The 16,131-nt window shown below is 60.1% G+C and carries 16 protein-coding genes; 5 read left to right on the plus strand and 11 right to left on the minus strand.

The features are described 5' to 3' along the window. Positions 1-5: 5 nt before the first annotated feature. Positions 6-716: a FadR/GntR family transcriptional regulator gene (locus L4G42_RS08145; protein ID WP_237251290.1), complete on the minus strand. Its 711-nt coding sequence runs from the start codon at positions 714-716 to the stop codon at positions 6-8. 376 nt (positions 717-1,092) lie between these two features. Here L4G42_RS08145 and L4G42_RS08150 point away from each other — a divergent pair, with 376 nt between their 5' ends. Then, positions 1,093-2,235 (plus strand): aldose epimerase family protein, encoded by a 1,143-nt coding sequence (locus L4G42_RS08150; protein WP_237251291.1) that lies wholly within the window; start codon positions 1,093-1,095, stop codon positions 2,233-2,235. Positions 2,236-2,495: 260 nt separating this feature from the next. Next, positions 2,496-2,720 carry a DUF6555 family protein gene (locus tag L4G42_RS08155; protein WP_037011182.1) on the plus strand — a complete coding sequence of 75 codons (225 nt, stop codon included), beginning with the start codon at positions 2,496-2,498 and terminating at the stop codon, positions 2,718-2,720. A 389-nt stretch (positions 2,721-3,109) separates the two neighbouring features. On the opposite strand, the gene L4G42_RS08160 is transcribed toward L4G42_RS08155, so the two are convergent. From L4G42_RS08160 to L4G42_RS08170, 3 genes are all read right to left on the minus strand, one after another. Beyond that, on the minus strand, positions 3,110-3,850 hold the full coding sequence (locus L4G42_RS08160; protein WP_237251292.1) for an S-methyl-5'-thioinosine phosphorylase: 741 nt from the start codon (positions 3,848-3,850) through the stop codon (positions 3,110-3,112). 9 nt (positions 3,851-3,859) lie between these two features. Then, the gene (nagZ, locus tag L4G42_RS08165) at positions 3,860-4,861 is read right to left on the minus strand and encodes a beta-N-acetylhexosaminidase (protein WP_237251480.1); all 1,002 of its coding nucleotides are present in this window, start codon (positions 4,859-4,861) and stop codon (positions 3,860-3,862) included. Between the two features lie 105 nt (positions 4,862-4,966). Then, entirely contained in the window at positions 4,967-5,677 is a 711-nt protein-coding gene (locus tag L4G42_RS08170; protein ID WP_237251293.1) for a TetR/AcrR family transcriptional regulator, read from the minus strand. Between the two features lie 229 nt (positions 5,678-5,906). On the opposite strand from L4G42_RS08170, the gene lexA reads away from it, so the two are divergent. Together lexA and sulA are read left to right on the plus strand one after the other, a co-directional pair. Then, complete coding sequence (lexA, locus tag L4G42_RS08175) at positions 5,907-6,515, plus strand: transcriptional repressor LexA (protein WP_237251294.1); 609 nt, start codon at positions 5,907-5,909, stop codon at positions 6,513-6,515. 11 nt (positions 6,516-6,526) lie between these two features. After that, positions 6,527-7,030: an SOS-induced cell division inhibitor SulA gene (gene sulA, locus L4G42_RS08180; protein WP_237251295.1), complete on the plus strand. Its 504-nt coding sequence runs from the start codon at positions 6,527-6,529 to the stop codon at positions 7,028-7,030. 98 nt (positions 7,031-7,128) lie between these two features. On the opposite strand, the gene L4G42_RS08185 is transcribed toward sulA, so the two are convergent. From L4G42_RS08185 to L4G42_RS08215, 7 genes are all read right to left on the minus strand, one after another. Continuing rightward, the gene (locus L4G42_RS08185; RefSeq protein WP_065988573.1) at positions 7,129-7,365 is read right to left on the minus strand and encodes a hypothetical protein; all 237 of its coding nucleotides are present in this window, start codon (positions 7,363-7,365) and stop codon (positions 7,129-7,131) included. 75 nt (positions 7,366-7,440) lie between these two features. Beyond that, positions 7,441-7,962, minus strand: coding sequence for a DUF6586 family protein (locus L4G42_RS08190; protein WP_237259941.1), 522 nt, complete (start codon positions 7,960-7,962; stop codon positions 7,441-7,443). A 150-nt stretch (positions 7,963-8,112) separates the two neighbouring features. Continuing rightward, on the minus strand, positions 8,113-10,716 hold the full coding sequence (gene topA / locus L4G42_RS08195) for a type I DNA topoisomerase (RefSeq protein WP_237259940.1): 2,604 nt from the start codon (positions 10,714-10,716) through the stop codon (positions 8,113-8,115). A 109-nt stretch (positions 10,717-10,825) separates the two neighbouring features. Next, entirely contained in the window at positions 10,826-11,062 is a 237-nt protein-coding gene (locus L4G42_RS08200; protein ID WP_237251298.1) for a DUF1653 domain-containing protein, read from the minus strand. A gap of 102 nt (positions 11,063-11,164) precedes the next feature. Next, positions 11,165-12,340 carry an acetyl-CoA C-acyltransferase FadA gene (gene fadA / locus L4G42_RS08205; RefSeq protein ID WP_237251299.1) on the minus strand — a complete coding sequence of 392 codons (1,176 nt, stop codon included), beginning with the start codon at positions 12,338-12,340 and terminating at the stop codon, positions 11,165-11,167. A gap of 23 nt (positions 12,341-12,363) precedes the next feature. Next, complete coding sequence (gene fadB, locus L4G42_RS08210; RefSeq protein WP_237251300.1) at positions 12,364-14,511, minus strand: fatty acid oxidation complex subunit alpha FadB; 2,148 nt, start codon at positions 14,509-14,511, stop codon at positions 12,364-12,366. 573 nt (positions 14,512-15,084) lie between these two features. After that, positions 15,085-15,522, minus strand: a complete 438-nt coding sequence (locus tag L4G42_RS08215) for a hypothetical protein (protein WP_237251301.1) — start codon at positions 15,520-15,522, stop codon at positions 15,085-15,087. Between the two features lie 110 nt (positions 15,523-15,632). On the opposite strand from L4G42_RS08215, the gene L4G42_RS08220 reads away from it, so the two are divergent. Beyond that, on the plus strand, positions 15,633-16,079 hold the full coding sequence (locus tag L4G42_RS08220) for a universal stress protein (RefSeq protein ID WP_192172363.1): 447 nt from the start codon (positions 15,633-15,635) through the stop codon (positions 16,077-16,079). The last annotated feature ends 52 nt before the right edge of the window (positions 16,080-16,131 follow it).

The raw sequence follows: 16,131 nt of genomic DNA on the forward strand, positions 1-16,131 counted from the left end.
GCCGGTCATGAGTTGCGCGACAACGGTTGTTCCCGAGAACGAGCAATCACTTCACCGGCGTTTTCAATCAGGCTCATGCAGGCCCAGACACCCCGCGCCGAATCCCGGTTGGCGATGGCGTCCGCCAGATCCTTGTGCAACGGCAACGTCCTGCCCAGCTCTCCGGGCACCGCAGACGACACTTCGAACGAGATCGCCAGCAACGCGCCCAGTGCCGGCAGCATCTGCTCAATGAACTGGTTATGACTCGCCGCGAGCACCGCTTCATGGAAGCGTTGGTCCGCCGCGTTGTAATCACCGAGGTCGGCGACGCTGGCCGCCAGCCGAACGTAAGCCGCCTGAATCCCGGCAATCTGTTCCGGTGTCGCCCTTTCACACGCCCAACGCACGGCCATCGGTTCAATGGCGCGCCTTAAATCCAGCAGGTCCAGCACAAAACTTTCCGGCAGACCTTTTGCCGCCAGCCACCCCACCACTTGTGGGTCAAACAGATTCCAGCTGCGCACCGGCAATACCCGCGTGCCTACCTTGGGCCCGACTTCCAGCAACCCCTTCGCCACCAATGTCTTGATGGCCTCGCGAATCACCGTCCGGCTGACCCCGAATTCTTCACCCAACGCCGCTTCAACCTTCAGCGACTGCCCCGGCATCACGCTGCCTTGAGCAATCCAGGCTCCCAGGCGGTCTACCGTCGACGCGTGAAAACTGCTGCTCATTGATCCGCCCCTATTTGCGGTGTGTTCCGTAAATTGAGGCTAATGATCATATGATTAGGAGTCAAACGCCTGTACAGACGGGCAATCCTGGGCTAGACCTTCCCGCGTCAGGACGGACACTGCCTTTCGCCAAATAGTATTACAATTTATTTTTAAAGCGAGTGATTTTGATCTATAACTCGAAATATCAGGGCCAACAGGCTCAAATAGTATGACCAATCACTGAATGCCGCGCCTTGGCGCCGTCGCGACGGGCCGCAGCGCTCGAGCAACAAGGGTGCTGCCTTCGGGCAACACCCGTGACACCGCCCGTAGCAAGATGCTCACAACTACATGCCCATAAAAACATGCCCATAAAAACAAAAGGATCGAAGCAATGAGAAAGACGCTTATACCTGCCATAGGCCTGTCGCTGATGGCCGCCGCCCTGCAAGTGCACGCCGCCGGACTGTCCACCGAACACGGCGCTTTCGGCAAACTCGCCGATGGCACTCCCGTCGAGAAATACACCCTGCGCAACAGCCAGGGCATGCAAGCCACCGTCATCACCTACGGCGGCACACTGCAGTCGCTACTGGTGCCGGACAAGCACGGCAAGGCTGAGGACGTGGTCCTGGGCTTCGATGATGTGGACGGCTACGTCAAAGGCACCGCGTTTTTCGGCGCCACCATTGGCCGCTTCGGCAATCGCCTGGCGGGCGGCAAGTTCGCCCTGGATGGCAAGAGCTATCAGGTACCGCTGAACGACAAGACCAACTCACTGCATGGCGGCCCGAAAGGCTTCGACAAGCAGATCTGGAAGGCTGAAGAGGTCAAGGACAAAGGCTCGGTCGGGGTCAAGCTGACGTACGTCTCGGTCGATGGCGAGATGGGTTTTCCCGGTACGCTGAAAACCGAAGTCACCTACAGCCTGAACGACAAGAACGAGCTGCGCATCCAGTACCACGCGACAACGGACAAACCGACCGTCCTCAACCTCACCAATCACAGCTACTTCAACCTGGCGGGCGCGGGTAACGGCGACATCCTTGATCAGGTGGCGGTGGTGCATGCTGCGCATTACACGCCGGTCAACGAGACGCTGATCCCGACCGGCGAGCTGCCGCCAGTGGCCGGCACACCGTTTGACTTCCTCAAGCCAGTCGCCTTCGGCAAGCGCATCCGTGAAGACAACGCGCAGCTCAAGTTTGCTGAACCGACCCAGGGCGGCTACGACCACAACTGGGTGCTCGAGACCAAGGGCAAGCTGTCGAATCTGGCAGCGGACGTGGTCGATCCGAAGTCGGGTCGCCGTTTGCAGTTGTTTACCACCGAGCCTGGCGTTCAGCTGTACACGGGCAACTTCCTCGACGGCACCGTCAAAGGCAAGGGCGGCAAGATCTACCCGCATTGGGGCGCGTTCACGCTGGAAACCCAGCACTACCCGGACTCGCCTAACCAGCCAGCCTTCCCATCCACGCGCTTGGACCCAGGCAAGGCCTACACCCAGACCACTGTGTTCAAATTCCTGAACAAGTGACCATTTGGGTGTAAAAAACGGCGCGGCAGGGCGACCTAAAACGTTGTTGCTGCCGCATCGGACAGTGCTTCATGCCCCCATGCCGCCGCTGAAACCGCTCAAAACCGGGGTCAGCCACTCATTCGTAAGGGTGGGCGACCGTTTGCTCACCGTTCTGTACTAAAGCTAACCATTTGGCTTAGAAAGCTAACTTCGAGTGAATTTTCCTGGCAGTGACGACTCAGTTACAAAGAGAGTGACTGATAGGGAGGTTTGCAAGCGTGGCACAGTACAAGCATTTCAGAATCGATTATCTGCTGCACGGCAGCTACAAAAGCTTCTACATCAGCGCTGAAGCCATGGACAACGCATCTGCCTGGCACTGGGCTTCGGTGGATGCGGGGTTTGGGCAGATTCCCAAATACCGTTCGGATCGAGTCCCCAAGGTGACCAAGCCAAAAGCCGAGCAACTGGGTTTGACCGACGTTGAGTGGGCCGAGTCCTGATCAGCCGATCAGGGCTTGCTCATCTGCTGACCTTTTCGCTGGCCCACATGAGTTTACCCACGGAAATTTGCCTTGGCAGCGCGTCATTATTGACGCGCTGCCTGGCATCCCGACGCCTGATGCCTCCCTCGATTTACCTCGCCCCTTCCAAGCCTTATCGGCAGAGAATTCTGACGATTAACACGCTGCATCGGCGCCATTGGCAAACCTGATCATTAAACGACCATTGCAGCTAAGGCCTTGCAAATACAGGCTTACAGAAACTTATCCACAGAGATATTCACGCTTTCCGTGGACAACTTTTTCAACGAAATGGCGTTGACTTTGTTGCCCTCTCCGGCCTAGCCAGCGTTTAAAAAAAACCCCCGCCAGCGTAACGATTTCCTGGCTCAAGCAGCGCTGAGCACCCTAGCCAGTGTTGCCTTGACCTTGCCGATTCCGTCGTGCAGAGCCTGCTCGATTTCTGCCATCGTGATGACCGCCGCCGACTTGCCGGCGGCCGGATTCACCACCAGCGCCAGGCAGGCGTATTCCAGTTCAAGCTCACGCGCCAGGGCCGCTTCCGGCATGCCGGTCATGCCGACGATGTCGCAGCCGTCACGCTCCAGCCGCACAATCTCGGCCACGGATTCCAGACGCGGGCCCTGGGTGCAGGCGTACACGCCGAAGTCGCTGTGGGCGCAGCCTTCGGACGCCAGCGCTGCGATCAGTCGAGCCCGCAATGGCGCGCTGTAGGGAAAGGTGAAATCGATGTGGGTCACGTGCTCCAGGTCATCGGCAAAGAACGTGTGCTCGCGGCCGCTGGTGTAATCCACCAGATCATGGGGCACGCAGAAATGGCCGGTGCCCATGTCAGGATGAATCCCGCCGACGGCGTTGACCGCCAGAATCGCTTCGGCCCCGGCCTGCTTCAGCGCCCAGATGTTGGCGCGGTAGTTGACCTTGTGCGGCGGAAAGCGGTGCGGGTGCCCGTGACGGGCCAGAAACATCACCTCGCGGCCGGCGTAGTCGCCGAGATGGATATCGCCGGACGGCGCGCCGTATGGCGTATTCACTGACAGGGACTGACGGATCGTCAGCCCTTCAAGCTGAGTCAGGCCGGTGCCGCCGATAATCGCGTAAACAGTCATGGGGAATCCTTATTCGATCAATTGAGCAGCGCGCAGGGCGGTCAGCGCCGCCAGCCAGCGGGGATGCTGCCGGTACTCGGTGGACGCCATGCCCTGTCCACGCATTCTGTGAAGTCGCGCCGCAGGAGGCGAAACCTTCAAGCGCTGCGCCGCGCTCAACGCCAGCTCAGCCGCAGCGCGGTCGTTACAGACCAATCCCATATCGCAACCGGCCGTGAGCGCCGCCTCGATGCGGCTGGCGGCGTCACCCACCACATGGGCGCCGGCCATCGACAGGTCATCGCTGAAGATCACGCCCTCAAATCCCAGCTCGCCGCGCAGGATGTCCTGCAGCCAGCGGCGGGAAAAGCCCGCCGGCTGCGGATCGACCCGGGGATAGATCACGTGGGCAGGCATGACCGCTGCCAGGTGTTTGCTCAAGCGCTGAAAGGGCACCAGGTCGTTGGCGCGGATCGTTTCCAGACTGCGCTCGTCATTGGGGATAGCCACATGAGAGTCAGCCTCGGCCCAGCCATGCCCGGGAAAATGCTTGCCTGTGGCGGCCATGCCCGCTGCGTTCATGCCCCGGATAAAAGCGCCCGCCAGTACCGCCGCCCGCTCGGGGTCGCCTTCGAACGAACGGGTACCGACGACCGCACTGCGTTGATAGTCCAGATCAAGCACCGGCGCAAAGCTGAGGTCCAGCCCTACCGCCAGCACTTCGGTTGCCATCAGCCAGCCGCAATGCTCGGCGAGGGTTTCTGCACTCGGATGCCCGGCAATGGCGCGCATCGGCGGCAACCGCACAAAACCCTGGCGCAGGCGCTGGACCCGGCCGCCCTCTTGATCGACAGCGAGCAGCAACTCGGGACGAATGGCGCGAATGGACGCGCAGAGCTCACGAACTTGCCGTGGGCTCTCGATGTTGCGCGCGAAAATGATCAGGCCGCCCACTTCGGGCTGACGCAGAAACTGACGGTCTTCGGAGGTCAGCCAGGTACCGGCGACGTCCACCATCAGGGAGCCTTGCAGGCCAGAACTCATAGGAAGATCCTTCAACAACCAATGCTCAGGCCGGCATGGTGAGGGATCGAAGGATGTGATGCAAATTACGCCACCGCCGGCCGGTGGCGCGCGTCAGACCTTGGCAGGCACCGGTGCCGAGGTTTTGGTCCGGGGGCGAAGTTGTGCGGTGAGCATGGCGTTGTCGGTGACGCCCGTTTCGGCACGCATGCCGGCCGCCAGGAACGGCACCATCAGGCGCATGACCTGCTCGATGGACGTGTTGACGCCGAAATCGGTCTCCGCGATGGCACGCAGTGCCTTGATGCCGGACATGCTGAAGGCCGCAGCGCCCAACATGAAGTGGACCCGCCAGAACAGTTCGATGGGGGGAATGCGCGGGGCCGCTTCGTTGACCAGCAGCATGTAACGGCGGAACACCTTCCCGTACATGTCCTCGAGATAACGCCGCAGGTGGCCCTGGCTCTGGCTGAACGCCAGGCCCAGCAGGCGCATGAAGATGGACAGGTCATTACCGCTGCGCGGCTGAACGACCAATGCCTGTTCGACGAGGATTTCGAGCAGCTCTTCAAGGGTGGGTTTGTTTTCAGGCTTGGCCTGGCGGCGTTCCAGCTCGCGGTCGAGACTGACGCAAAAAGGCCCGAGGAAGCGGGAGAATACCGCCTGGATAAGGGCCTTCTTTGAACCGAAGTGGTAGTTCACCGCTGCCAGATTGACTGACGCCTTGCTGGTGATCAGCCGCAACGAGGTTTCGGCAAAACCCTTCTCGGCAAATAGCTGCTCCGCTGCATCGAGAATTCGTTCAACTGTTTCCGACTGAGCCATGGTTCAACGCCTGACAAACACGTGTTTGAAACATACGTTTCATACACAGCACTGTCAACCCTGAGCGTCCGCTTTCTGTCCATGCGGTCACGGGCATTTAACCATACAAACCGCGGCCTGTAGCCATTCGTGGAAGGGGCTGACTGCAGGCATGGCGAAAAGGACCATTGCCAAGACCCAAGCACTGTATATAATCCCAGTCACTGTATAAAAAGCCAGAGCGATGCACATGATCAAACTGACGTCACGCCAAGCCGAGATTCTGGACTTCATCAAGCGCTGCCTGGAAGACAACGGCTACCCGCCGACGCGCGCTGAAATCGCTCAGGAGCTGGGCTTCAAATCGCCCAACGCCGCCGAAGAACACCTGAAAGCACTCGCCCGCAAAGGCGCCATCGAAATGACCCCGGGCGCCTCCCGCGGCATTCGTATCCCCGGCTTCGAAGCCAAACCCGATGACAACGGCCTGCCGATCATTGGCCGCGTAGCAGCGGGCGCGCCGATCCTGGCCCAGCAGCACATCGAAGAATCCCTCGCCATCAACCCGGCCTTCTTTCACCCGAGTGCAGATTACCTGCTGCGGGTACACGGGATGAGCATGAAAGACGTCGGCATTCTCGACGGCGACCTGCTGGCCGTCCACACCACTCGCGAAGCACGCAACGGCCAGATCGTTGTGGCGCGAATCGGTGACGAGGTCACGGTCAAACGCTTCAAGCGTGAGGGCAACAAGGTCTGGCTGCTGGCCGAGAACGCCGATTTCGCACCGATCGAAGTGAATCTCAAAGATCAGGATCTTGTCATTGAAGGCTTGAGCGTCGGCGTGATACGTCGATAAGGAGAACGTAGATGCAGTTCCCACAGACACCGCAACAACATGCACAACTGCCGCTGTTCGAAGCATTCATGGCGCCCGGCGTGCCAATGCTCGACGTTCCGCTATTGCAGGTTCCGACGCTGGCAGAGATGGCCGAGTCGCCCTGGAGCAACGAACCAGAAGTCTTTAGTGAATTGTCTTTGCGCGGCGCTGCCGGGAACTGCCTCAACTTGCTGGCGCCGATCCTGCGCGAGTTGAGTCAGGACACCAATGATCGCTGGCTGACGCTGGTCGCACCGCCCGCCAGTGTGACCCAGGCATGGCTGCGTGACGCGGGTCTGAATCGGGAACGTATTATTCTGATGCACCCGCGCGGGACTCAAAGCGCGCTGGAGCTGACCCGTGAGGTCTTGCGCCTGGGCCGCAGCCATACGGTGGTCAGCTGGATCAATCCAATCTCAGGCAGTGCGCGCCAGCAACTGGCAAGCGCAGCACGTATCGGCGACGCGCAGAGCCTCAACATTCGTCTGGGCTGAGCACGTCGGCAGAACTATTCAGGGTGTTTGGAGCGTGTAGGCGCTTCTTGCGAATCGAGAAGCGGGACGGCGTGTGAGCGAACTGCAGATCCCGAGGATCAATGCAGCACGCGCGGCCCGTCTTCATCCTTGGTCAATTCGCCTTCGGCCAGACGGCCTGCCATCTGCACACCGACGCTGAGCATCGCCTTGGCGACCTCAACGTGCTGACCCTGCAAGAACGCCTTGGCGTCTTCTGAAAAATTCAGGGTGACGAGCGATCCTTCATCTTCAGCGCGGCGCAGTTCGATGCGGCCGTCAGGCAGTTCAACAATTTCCAGAAACGATGTTGGCATCAGAGCAGTTCTCCACGAAAGGCCGGCATTGTAACAGCCAGATGACTCAGTCCCTAGTCCATCGATCATTCCGGATCAGCACTCGCTCAGACCTTCTCTGAACCGGATTGCCAGGCTTTTGAGCTGCTGACGCCAGCTTTCCATCTCCTCGCGCGTCAATGCCTGCTCAGGCTCTTCGTCCGATCCCACTGCGATGATCAGTGGCTGAGTGACGTCACCCTTGGGTTTGCGCGGCGCGCTCGGCGGCATGAACAACGCGTGGTAGGACGCCAGCAGCTGTGCCAGCCAGGTTTCGCGGTGCTGAGCGAGTTCCACCAATTCACCCATTTCCGGAATGGCGATAGCTTCCAGTACCTTTGGCGACAGCAGGTCCTCGGCACGCGGGGTGCGGGCCTGTGGCAGTCGGTAGAATCCGGCAATCTCGTGACACAGCCCGAGCAAGGCGCCGTAAAGATGAAAGATCGCCGACTCACGCTCCGCCTGCTCAAGCCCCTGGGCGTTCATCGCGCGGCTCTCGCTGGCCTTGGCCATCGCTTCCAGTGCCAGGCCTGCGAAGAAGAGCTTCTGGTTGGTGCGGGTATAGAGTTCGTGAGCCATAACGGTGGCCTCTGTAGAGATGAGTGAATCGCCAGCCTGCCCGCAGCGGGTTAGCCGCAGACAAAAAAATCCCTCGGAGCGCACGAGCACGCCGAGGGATTCTTTTAACGCAAAGCGGCGGGGCTGACCAGTCGGATCGAGCTCAAACGATTAGCGCTTGTCCTCGACCTTCCACTTGCCGCCGTCGTAGAACGCACGCCAGCCGGTAGGCTTGCCATCCACTTCGGTCTGCACGTATTGCTCCTTGGACTTGCGGCTGTAGCGGATCACCGCCGGACGACCGTCGGGGTCCTTCTTCGGTGCGTCACACAGGAAGTGATACTTCGGATCGATCTCGTCCTTGTGCGGCGCAATCTCCATCACCAGCGGTGCACGGGTTTCGCGGTTTTTCGGGAACTGGCTGGCCGCCAGGAACAACCCCGAAGCACCATCGCGCAGGATGTAGGTGTCGTCGACCTTCTCGCACTTGAGCTCCGGCATCTTCACCGGGTCCATCTTCGGCGGCGCCGCTTCACCGCTCTTCAGCAGTTTGCGGGTGTTCTTGCAGTTGGTGCAGCCGAAGAACTTGCCGAAACGGCCGGTCTTGAGCTGCATTTCGCCGCCGCACTTGTCGCACTCGACGCTCGGGCCTTCATAGCCCTTGATGCGGTACGTGCCCTCTTCGATCTCGTAACCCGAGCAATCCGGGTTGTTGCCGCAGATGTGCAGCTTGTGCTTCTCATCCAGCAGGTACGCATCCATCGCGGTGCTGCAGATGGGGCAGCGATGCTTGCCACGCAATACACGCGATTCGGACTCGCCCTCATCGTCGTCGGCAATTTCGTCGCCCGGCGTGAGGTTGACCGTGGCCTTGCAGCGCTCTTTCGGCGGCAGGCTGTAGCCCGAGCAGCCTAGGAATACGCCGGTGGACGCGGTACGAATCTGCATCGGGCGGCCGCAGACCTTGCACGGGATGTCGGTCATCACCGGCTGGTTGGCGCGCATGCCACTGTCGGGCGCTTCGGCCACTTCGAGTTTCTTCTTGAAGTCGCCGTAGAACTCGTCGAGGACGCTCTTCCAGTCGCGCTGACCTTGGGCCACGTCGTCGAGGTTCTCTTCCATGCCGGCGGTGAAGCCGTAGTCCATAAGGTTCGAGAAGCTTTCGGACAGGCGCTCGGTGACGATATCGCCCATCTTTTCCGAATAGAAACGACGGTTGTGCAGGGCCACGTAGCCACGGTCCTGAATCGTCGAAATGATCGCCGCATACGTCGATGGACGACCGATGCCGCGTTTTTCCATTTCCTTGACCAGGCTCGCTTCCGAATAACGCGCAGGCGGCTTGGTGAAATGCTGGCTTGGATCGATCTTGATCAGCTTCAGCTTGTCGCCCTGGGCCATGTCCGGCAGTACGTCGTCATCGCCCGGCTTGCTCATTTGTGGCAGCACGCGGGTGTAGCCGTCGAACTTCAGGATGCGGCCCTTGGCGCGCAGCTCGAAATCGCCAGCCGCGACGCTGACGGTGGTCGACAGGTATTGTGCAGGCGGCATCTGGCAGGCCACGAACTGGCGCCAGATCAGCTCATACAGACGCTCGGCGTCACGCTCCATGCCGGTCAGCTTGCTAGGGTGTGTGTTGACGTCGGAGGGACGAATCGCTTCGTGAGCCTCTTGCGCGCCTTCCTTGCTGCTGTAGACGATCGGCGATTCCGGCAGGTACTTCTTGCCGAACTCGGTTTCGATGTAGGTGCGGGCCATGGCCACTGCGTCAGCCGACAGGTTGGTCGAGTCCGTACGCATGTAGGTGATGTAACCGGCTTCGTACAGACGCTGGGCCATCATCATGGTTTTCTTCACGCCGTAGCCCAGGCGGTTACTCGCGGCCTGTTGCAGCGTGGAAGTGATGAAAGGTGCCGAAGGCTTGCTGCTGGTCGGTTTGTCTTCACGCTTGCTGATGCTGTAGGCCGAGGCCTTGAGTTTTTCCAGCGCCGCCATGGCGGTCGCTTCGTTCAGCGGCTTGAAGGCCTCGCCTTTTTCGCGGGCGACTTCAAAGCGTACGTTGGCGCCTTTGGCGGTGCCGAGGTCCGCGTGGATCTCCCAGTACTCTTCCGGGTTGAACGCGCGGATTTCACGCTCGCGCTCCACCACCAGCTTCACGGCAACGGATTGCACACGGCCGGCCGACAGACCGCGGGCGATCTTCTGCCACAGCAGCGGCGACACCATGTAGCCAACGACGCGGTCGAGGAACCGGCGTGCCTGCTGGGCGTTCACGCGGTCAATGTCGAGCTCGCCCGGTTTGGAGAAGGCTTCCTGGATGGCTTTCTTGGTGATCTCGTTGAAGACCACACGCTTGTAGCGCGAATCGTCGCCACCGATGGCTTCGCGCAGGTGCCAGGCAATGGCTTCCCCTTCGCGGTCCAAGTCCGTCGCGAGATAGATGGTGTCGGCGTCTTTGGCCAGGCGGCGCAACTCGTCGATCACCTTCTCTTTGCCGGGAAGGATTTCGTACCTGGCCTTCCAGCCGTGATCCGGATCGACACCCATGCGCGCCACAAGCTGGCGCTTGGCCTTTTCCTTGGGCGACAGCGCAGGCGCTTCGGCCGCGGTCTTGCCGCGCTTGGCAGCAGGCTCTTTGGAGGCGCTAGCCGAACCGCTGGTGGGCAGGTCTCGGATATGGCCGATACTCGACTTCACCACGTACTGGTTGCCCAGGTACTTGTTGATGGTCTTGGCCTTAGCCGGGGATTCCACAATGACCAGCGATTTGCCCATGGATCGGAAAATTCCTAATGCGAGAAAAAAGACGTCAGAGCCGTCGAGGCCCCGCTATATATAGTGGCTGAAAGGTGAGGTCAAGCAATGGCTGCTGCAAGGCCCCGCTTCAGGGCCGGGGAAAAAGATCCGGTTCGGCCTGAACCAAAGCAAAGCGCGGCACTTGCTCGCCGTCAACCTCAACTGACTGCAGAAACATGCTCAAAGGGCGTACCCACAGGCCGTATTCGCCGTACAGCGCTTGATAGCACACCACTTCCTCTTCAGTCTCCGAATGCCGCGCGACACCGAAAACACGGTATTCGGGGCCTTTGTAGTGACGGTAGAGACCTGGCTGTAGCGGCATGCGGGGGACCTCGGGTGTGACAAGAAAAAAAATGGCGAAAATACATTTCCGGAAAAAAACAAAAGCCGGGGCACCAGGCCCCGGCTCGCACACTGACACCGTTTAGACGCGTTCAAATACGGTGGTGATGCCCTGACCCAGACCGATGCACATGGTAGCAACACCCAGAGTGCCGCCATTCTGCTTCATCACGTTGAGCAAGGTGCCGGAAATCCGCGCCCCCGAGCAACCGAACGGGTGACCCAAGGCAATGGCGCCGCCGTGCAGGTTAACCTTCTCGTCCATCTTGTCGAGCACTTTCAGATCTTTCAGCACCGGCAGGGCCTGTGCAGCGAAAGCTTCGTTGAGCTCGAAATAGTCGATATCGGCGATGCTCAGCCCTGCGCGCTTGAGCGCTTTCTGGGTCGCCGGAACCGGTCCGTAACCCATGATTGCAGGGTCGACACCGGCCACTGCCATCGAGCGGATCACCGCCAGCGGCTGGATGCCCAGGTCCATGGCGCGCTGGCCGGACATGACGATCATGCACGAAGCACCGTCGGTGATTTGTGACGAGGTGCCGGCCGTGACCGTACCGCCTTTCGGGTTGAACGCAGGCTTGAGGGCGGCCAGGCTTTCCAGCGTCGTCTCCGGACGAATGGTCTCGTCGAAGTCGAACATCTTCAGGAAACCGTTCTCGTCGTAGCCCTGCATCGGGATGATTTCTTCCTTGAAGTTCCCTTCCAGCGTGGCCTTCTGCGCCAGCCTGTGGGAGCGCACACCGAAAGCATCCTGCGCCTCACGGGTGATGCCGTGCATCTTGCCCAGCATTTCGGCGGTCAGGCCCATCATGCCGGAGGCTTTGGCGGCGTACAGCGACATGTGCGGGTTCGGGTCGACACCGTGCATCATGCCGACGTGGCCCATGTGCTCGACACCGCCGATGACGAAGACGTCACCGTTGTTGCTCATGATCGCCTGAGCCGCCGTGTGCAACGCGCTCATCGACGATCCACACAGGCGGCTGACCGTCTGCGCGGCGGAGGTGTGCGGAATCTGGGTCATCAGCGACGCCATGCGCGCAATGTTCCAGCCCTGCTCCAGGGTCTGGTTGACGCAGCCCCAGATCACGTCCTCGACTTCCGCCGGGTCGACCTTGTTGTTGCGCTCCAGCAGTTTGCTGATCAGGTGCGCCGACATGTCTTCGGCGCGGGTATTGCGGTGCATGCCACCCTTGGAGCGGCCCATCGGTGTGCGACCGAAGTCGACAATCACGACGTCTCTCGGATTCAAGCTCATATCTTCACCTGTTCGTTGGGCACTTAGCCGAAGAAGCGTTGGCCGGTCTTGGCCATTTCACGCAGCTTCGCAGTGGGGTGGTACAGAGCGCCCAGATCAGCGTATTGGTCAGCCAGGGCAACGAATTCAGCGACACCGATCGAGTCGATGTAGCGCAGCGCGCCACCGCGGAACGGAGGGAAGCCGATGCCGTAGATCAGGCCCATGTCGGCCTCGGCAGCCGTGTCGACGATGCCGTCTTCCAGGCAACGCACGGTCTCGAGGCAAAGCGGGATCATCATCCAGTTGATGATGTCTTCGTCGCTGACTTCGCGCTGCTCGTAGATCACTGGCTTGAGCACTTCCAGCACGGAAGCGTCGACCACTTTCTTCGGCTTGCCCTGCTTGTCGGTCTCGTAGACGTAGAAGCCCTTGCCGTTCTTCTGGCCGAGGCGATTGGCGTCGTACAAGGCGTCGACGGCGGTGCGGCGATCGTCCTTCATGCGGTCCGGGAAGCCTTCAGCCATGACGTCGCGACCGTGGTGGCCGGTGTCGATGCCGACCACGTCCATCAGGTACGCCGGGCCCATCGGCCAGCCGAATTTTTCCATGACCTTGTCGATGCGCACGAAATCGACACCGGCGCTGACCAGCTTGGCGAAACCGCCGAAGTACGGAAACAGGATGCGGTTGACCAGGAAGCCCGGGCAGTCGTTGACCACGATCGGGTTCTTGCCCATCTTCTTGGCGTAAGCCACGGTGGTCGCCACGGCGACTTCGCTGGACTTCTCGCCACGGATGACTTCAACCAGCGGCATCATGTGCACCGGGTTGAAGAAGTGCATGCCGACGAAGTTCTCCGGACGCTTGAGGGCCTTGGCCAGCAAGCTGATGGAGATCGTCGAGGTGTTGGACGCGAGAATGGTGTTGTCACCCACCTGCCCTTCCACTTCGGCCAGCACGGCTTGCTTGACCTTCGGATTCTCGACAACGGCTTCGACGACGAGGTCGACGGTGCCGAAATCGCCGTAGGACAGCGTAGGACGAATCGCATTGAGCGCTTCGGCCATCTTCGCGGTGGTCAGACGGCCTTTTTCGACGCGCTTGCCCAGCAGCTTCGACGCTTCGCCCAGGCCCAGGGCGATGGCTTCTTCACGGATATCCTTCATCAGGATCGGCGTGCCTTTGACCGCCGACTGATAGGCGATGCCGCCGCCCATGATGCCGGCGCCCAATACGGCGGCCTGCTTCACGTCCTTGGCCACTTCGTCGTAGACCTTGGCTTTCTTTTTCAGCTCCTGATCGTTCAGGAACAGGCCGATCAGGCTCGCGGCAGCCGAAGTCTTGGCCATCTTCACGAAACCGGCAGCTTCCACTTCCAGCGCTTTGTCGCGACCGAAATTGGCGGCTTTCTGGATGGTCTTGATCGCTTCGACCGGGGCCGGGTAGTTCGGGCCGGCCTGGCCTGCCACGAAACCCTTGGCGGTTTCGAAGGCCATCATTTGCTCGATGGCGTTGAGCTTGAGCTTGTCCAGCTTGGGCTGACGCTTGGCCTTGAAATCGAACTCGCCGGAGATGGCGCGTTTGATCAGGTCCAGTGCAGCTTCCTGCAGTTTGCCCGGGGCGACCACCGCATCGACGGCGCCCACTTTCAGTGCATCTTCTGCGCTGTTGTCTTTGCCGGACGCGATCCACTCGACTGCGTTATCGACACCGATCAGGCGTGGCAGACGGACCGTGCCGCCGAAGCCCGGGTAGATACCGAGTTTGACTTCAGGCAGGCCGACCTTGGCGGTGGCGGACATCACGCGGAAGTCAGCGGCCAGGCACATTTCCAGACCGCCCCCCAGCGCAATACCATTGATGGCAGCGAGGGTCGGTACGTTGAGGTCTTCGAAGGCGCTGAAGATTTTGTTGGCTTCAAGGTTGCCGGCGACGAGTTCAGCGTCCGGCAGCTTGAAGTTATCGACGAATTCGGTGATGTCGGCGCCGACGATGAACACGTCCTTGGCGCTGGTGACAATGACGCCCTTGATCGAGCTGTCGGCCTTGATGGCTTCGATGGCCTGACTCAGGTCGTTGAGGGTGAGACGATTGAACTTGTTGACGGACTCACCCTTGAGGTCGAACTGCAGTTCGACGATGCCACTTTCAAGAGCCTTAACCGTGATGGCTTTACCTTCGTAAATCATCAACTGATCTCCACGATATGGAAGCTGAACAATACGCGTCAGACGCTGAGATCCGGCGCTATGCACGACGTTGCCGTCGAGGCGAAACACCAAACGCCAGTCACCCCGTCGACGCGATTCGAGCGTCTGTCAGAGCATTCCTACGGCAAACGCTCAATTCATACGCCCGTTTGATTTGGGTGCGGCTACCTTCTGCCATATTCCAGCAATTGTCAATTCAGGAGACAGCGGGCAAAACCGGCAAATCGCAGGTAAAACGTGCGCCTGATACAAGGCTATTCAGGCGCATGATCGTAGGGGTATGAAACTGAACAAGATGGAGCGTGGAGGCGGGAAGCGGCTTCACAAGGCAGCATGAAATAAACAGCGGGGCAGCAGACAAATGCACCATTAAGGTCTACATTCAGCGCACTGCGCATCAAGACGGGTCATTAGACTGCCGTCAGATGAGCGCGATTGACCACGGTCGCGGCATTGCACCGCACCACACATGAATTACGGCCTGCCTGGCCAACCCCGGCCCGATGTTGCTATCGGGCTTTTTAATGCCCGCGATTCGGGCATCGGGACGGGTTACGCCAAGGCCTTCAGCACTGCTGCAATGTGCTGCAATACTTCAGGCTCGCCACGCTCGGCCCAGTACACGGCAATCAGCTGCTTGCCCGCTTCCATCTTGTAGACGTCCGCCGGCAGCGTCTTGAACGGCTCGAGCAGGCGCGGATCTTCACACGGCTCGCGCCACTGGTTAACCCACACGCCGGGCTCCATCTGCCAGTACACCCAGACATCGGGCGCCCGCGCGGTACGTGGCCGATGATACTGCGGGCACGGACTCGGTGGCTCGGCGGGCAACCAATGCGGCCACTCCTGAGGGATCAGCTGCATGGCCAGCCCCATTCGCCGCGCCTGCATGCGCATGGCCATTCTGCCGCTCTGCGAGCGCGAGGGTCGCAGCCAGACCAGCGGACTTAAAACCACCGCAATGATTGACAGGACTATCCACACCGTCATATTTGTACGCCCCCCGCGGCTAGCGGCGGGCGGCGGACCACATCGGCGTGCCAGAGGCGCGTGAAAAGAGCCATAATCAAAACCATCGCAAACCTCAGAAGGAACACCCCATGTCCTATGAACATATCCTGGTAGCCGTGGACCTCACTGAAGAGTGCGATCCGGTTATCAAAAAAGCCATGGCGCTGGCGTTGGCCGGCCACTCCAAGCTTTCGCTGGTGCACATCGTCGAACCCATGGCCATGGCCTTCGGTGGCGATGTCCCGATGGATCTGTCGCAGCTGCAGCAACAGCAGTTCGATCAGGCCAAGGAAAAGCTGGAAGCGCTGAAACGCAAATACCCCGACGTTAAAACCGGCGACAGCCATCTGACCTACGGCCAGCCGCGTCAGGAAATCCACAACCTGGCGAAAGAGCACCACGTTGATCTGATCGTTGTCGGCAGCCACGGCCGTCATGGCCTGTCTCTGCTGCTCGGTTCTACCGCCAACGACGTGCTGCACGGCGCGCCGTGTGATGTGCTGGCAGTGCGCCTGATCAAGCGCCCGGAAAAATAAGCGCGCCCATGCAAAAGCCCGGCCCTTGAAAAAGGTCCGGGCTTTTTTATTG

This window comes from Pseudomonas petrae, assembly GCF_021728295.1.
GTDB lineage: Bacteria > Pseudomonadota > Gammaproteobacteria > Pseudomonadales > Pseudomonadaceae > Aquipseudomonas > Aquipseudomonas petrae.